This window comes from Microbacterium sp. B35-04, assembly GCF_010634885.1.
GTDB lineage: Bacteria > Actinomycetota > Actinomycetes > Actinomycetales > Microbacteriaceae > Microbacterium.
In genome coordinates this window covers 1-3,075 of record NZ_MWLP01000143.1, presented here as the reverse complement: position 1 = coordinate 3,075, position 3,075 = coordinate 1, and the positions used below count along the sequence as shown (strand labels likewise).

The window sequence follows — 3,075 nt, the reverse complement described above, 5'->3', positions numbered from 1 at the left end:
GGATGCCTCGGCCCCGAGCTCGCGGGAGTTCAGCCAGCCGTCGGGCAGGGCGGGGCGCTTCGGGGTGCCGGCACGACCGCGCTGGCCTTCCGCCGCCGCACCCGGGTAGGGGGCGTCGAGTTCCATGGTCGCGAGAAGATCGTCGATCTCGGCGAGGGTGGATGCGGTGGCCAGGCTCGCACGCAGCTCGCCACCTACCGGGTAGCCCTTGAAGTACCAGGCGACGTGCTTGCGGATGTCGCGGCAGCCGCGGCCCTCGTCCTCGAAGAAGTCGACGAGCAGCTCCGCGTGCCGGCGGAAGGCGCGCGCGACGAACCCGAGGGTCGCATCGACCGGCGCGGCGGGTGCGGCGCCCGGGTTGCCGAGCGCGCGGGCGAGGTCTCCGAAGAGCCACGGACGCCCGAGGCAGCCACGACCGACGACGACGCCGTCGCACCCCGTCTCATCCGTCATGCGCACCGCGTCGTCGGCCGACCAGATGTCGCCGTTGCCGAGGACGGGGACACTCGTGACGGCCTGCTTGAGTGCGGCGATCGCCGACCAGTCGGCGTTGCCCGAGTAGAACTCCGACGCGGTGCGCGCGTGCAGGGCGACGGCCGCCACTCCGGCGTCCTCGGCGATGCGGCCCGCATCGAGGTAGGTGAGGTGGTCGGGGTCGATGCCCTTGCGCATCTTGACGGTGAGCGGGATGTCTCCGGCGGCGCGCGCAGCGCGCGTCACGATGTCGCGGAACAGCCCGAGCTTCCACGGCAGCGCTGCTCCCCCGCCCTTGCGGGTCACTTTGGGAACGGGGCATCCGAAATTCAGATCGATGTGGTCGGCGCGATCCTCCTCGACGAGGAGGCGCACCGCGGCCTCGGTCGTCGCTGGGTCCACGCCGTACAGCTGGATCGAGCGCGGCTTCTCGGACTCGTGGTGCGTGATCAGGCGCATCGTCGTGGCGTTGCGCTCGACGAGGGCGCGCGTCGTGATCATCTCGCTGACGTAGAGGCCTGCTCCGTACTCGCGGCAGAGCCGCCGGAAAGCGGTGTTGGTGATGCCCGCCATCGGCGCCAGCACGACGGGCGCATCGAGTTCGATGGGCCCGATGCGCAGCGTGCGCGCGGGAGCGAGGGCAGTCGTCACGACTCCATTCTCTTACAGGAATCCGTCCCTTGGCTGAACGGACCGCTTCCCTGTGGCATCGTCGCCGTCATCGCCGTGCATTCTGTCCGGCGACCGCACGCAGAGCACGGGCCCGGCGCGGACGAATCGCGGCGGGCCCGTTCGAGCGGTCAGGGATCAGGCGTCGGCGACGACGGGCTCACGGTGCTCCGACCAGACCTGGCGCACGATCTGTGCGAACGCCTCGGCGGGCTGCGCACCCGATACGCCGTACTTGCCGTCGATCACGAAGAACGGCACGCCGTTGATGCCGTACGCCGTGGCCTGCGCCTGGTCGGCACGGACAGCGTCGAGGTAGCGGCCGCTCTGCAGGGCCTTGCGCGCGGCGTCGGCGTCGAGCCCGGCATCCGTGGCGAGGTCCACGAGCTCGTCCTCCCGCCCGAGGTGACGGCCCTCGGTGAAGTACGCGGCCATGAGCCGCTCGGCGAGCTCGTGCTGCCGGCCCTGCTCCTTGGCGAAGTGCAGCAGCTCGTGCGCCTTGACGGTGTTGGTGTGCTTGAGGAGGTCGAAGCGGTACTCCAGGCCGGCCTCGGCGGCGACGCCCGTGACGCGCTGGAGCATCTGCTCCACCTGCTCGCGCGGCATGCCCTTGTGCTTCGCGAGGAAGTCGAGCTCATCGCCTTCGAAGTCGACGGGCGTGTCGGGCGAGAGCTCGAACGAGTGGAAGGTCACCTCCACGGCGGGCGCGTCGTCGTCGGCGGATGCCGCGGCCAGCCCGTTCTCGAGGTTGCGCTTGCCGATGTAGCACCAGGGGCAGGCGATGTCGCTCCACACGTCGATCTTGATGGCGTCCGTCATGCTGGTGACAACGGTGCGAGCGCACGCTTCTATTCCGTCGAATGCTCGCGGACGGAATGGTCAGGGTGTCGGCGGGTCCGCGTCGGGGACGAACCGGAATCGCACGCGCACATCGTCGTACGGCACGACGATGGTCGAGGCATCCGGTGACCACGCGTCCGGCACCAGGTACAGCCGGCCTCCGCCCTGCGCGAGGAGCCGGAGGCCGAAATAGCGGTAGCCGAACTTGGGGTCCCCTGCAGCGGGATCTTCGGTGGATGCCTCGTCGCCGAGCTGCTGGAACGTGATGTCGTCGTCGCCGGGGTAGAGCCGCTCGCGCGTGTCGAGGACCACCGCGGGCAGTGTGCTGAGGTCGGCCGCGAGCGACCGCGCCTGCCCGAGACCCCACCACTGCGCGATGGTCGCCGTCGACCAGAACGTCCCCGCGATCATCACGAGGACCAGCAGTACCACGACGCCCCGGCCACCGCTCGCGCCGTCCAGGGCGCGAACGGTCGCCGCCGCGTAGGCGGCGAGGCCCGCGCCGATTGCGAGGAACAGCGGCGTCAGCAGCTGTCCGTAGGTCCATCCGGGGAGGAACGGCACCACGAACGCCAGTGCGAGACCGGCGAGCACGAACGCGATGCCGGTCCACGCGACGGTTCCGATCACGCGGCGCTGGGTCGCCCGCTGCTGCACCACGAGCCACTTCCTCAGCGCGCGGTGGCCGAGGATCGCCAGGACCGCCAGGAGGGTGAGCACCATGACGGGGATGAAGAGCGCTCCGGGGCTGCGCATGACGAACTCCTGGGAGCTCAGTCCGATGATGTCGACGTCCACGCCGAAGTAGCGGAAGAACTCGCGCGTCGAGACGTAGCCGAAGTAGAACAGCAGCGCCGTGACCAGGGTGAGCGGCGCCACGAACGACGACAGGAACCCCATCCACTTCTCGAAGCCGAGTCCGGTTTCGCGGCGCGGTGCGGCGGCGGGGTCGGGAGGGGTTGCGGTGGTGCTCGTCGTCTGCGTCGCGTGCGCGGGCGCGCCGACGGCCGACTGCTCCGGCCGCGGACTGCGCGCGCGGCGGGCCATCACCCGCTCCCCTCCTCCTGCTGATCCTGGTCCTGATCCTGCTGG

At 70.4% G+C, this 3,075-nt stretch carries 3 protein-coding genes; all 3 read right to left on the bottom strand.

Annotated features, from left to right (window positions below):
• Nucleotides 1–1,125, bottom strand: a 1,125-nt coding sequence (gene dusB / locus B1729_RS19990) for a tRNA dihydrouridine synthase DusB (protein ID WP_163634566.1), incomplete at its 3' end; no start/stop codon positions are given.
• 156 nt (nt 1,126–1,281) lie between these two features.
• Nucleotides 1,282–1,962: a DsbA family oxidoreductase gene (locus tag B1729_RS19985; RefSeq protein WP_163634564.1), complete on the bottom strand. Its 681-nt coding sequence runs from the start codon at nt 1,960–1,962 to the stop codon at nt 1,282–1,284.
• Nucleotides 1,963–2,022: 60 nt separating this feature from the next.
• Nucleotides 2,023–3,030, bottom strand: a complete 1,008-nt coding sequence (locus tag B1729_RS19980) for a hypothetical protein (RefSeq protein ID WP_163617215.1) — start codon at nt 3,028–3,030, stop codon at nt 2,023–2,025.
• Between the last annotated feature and the right edge of the window lie 45 nt (nt 3,031–3,075).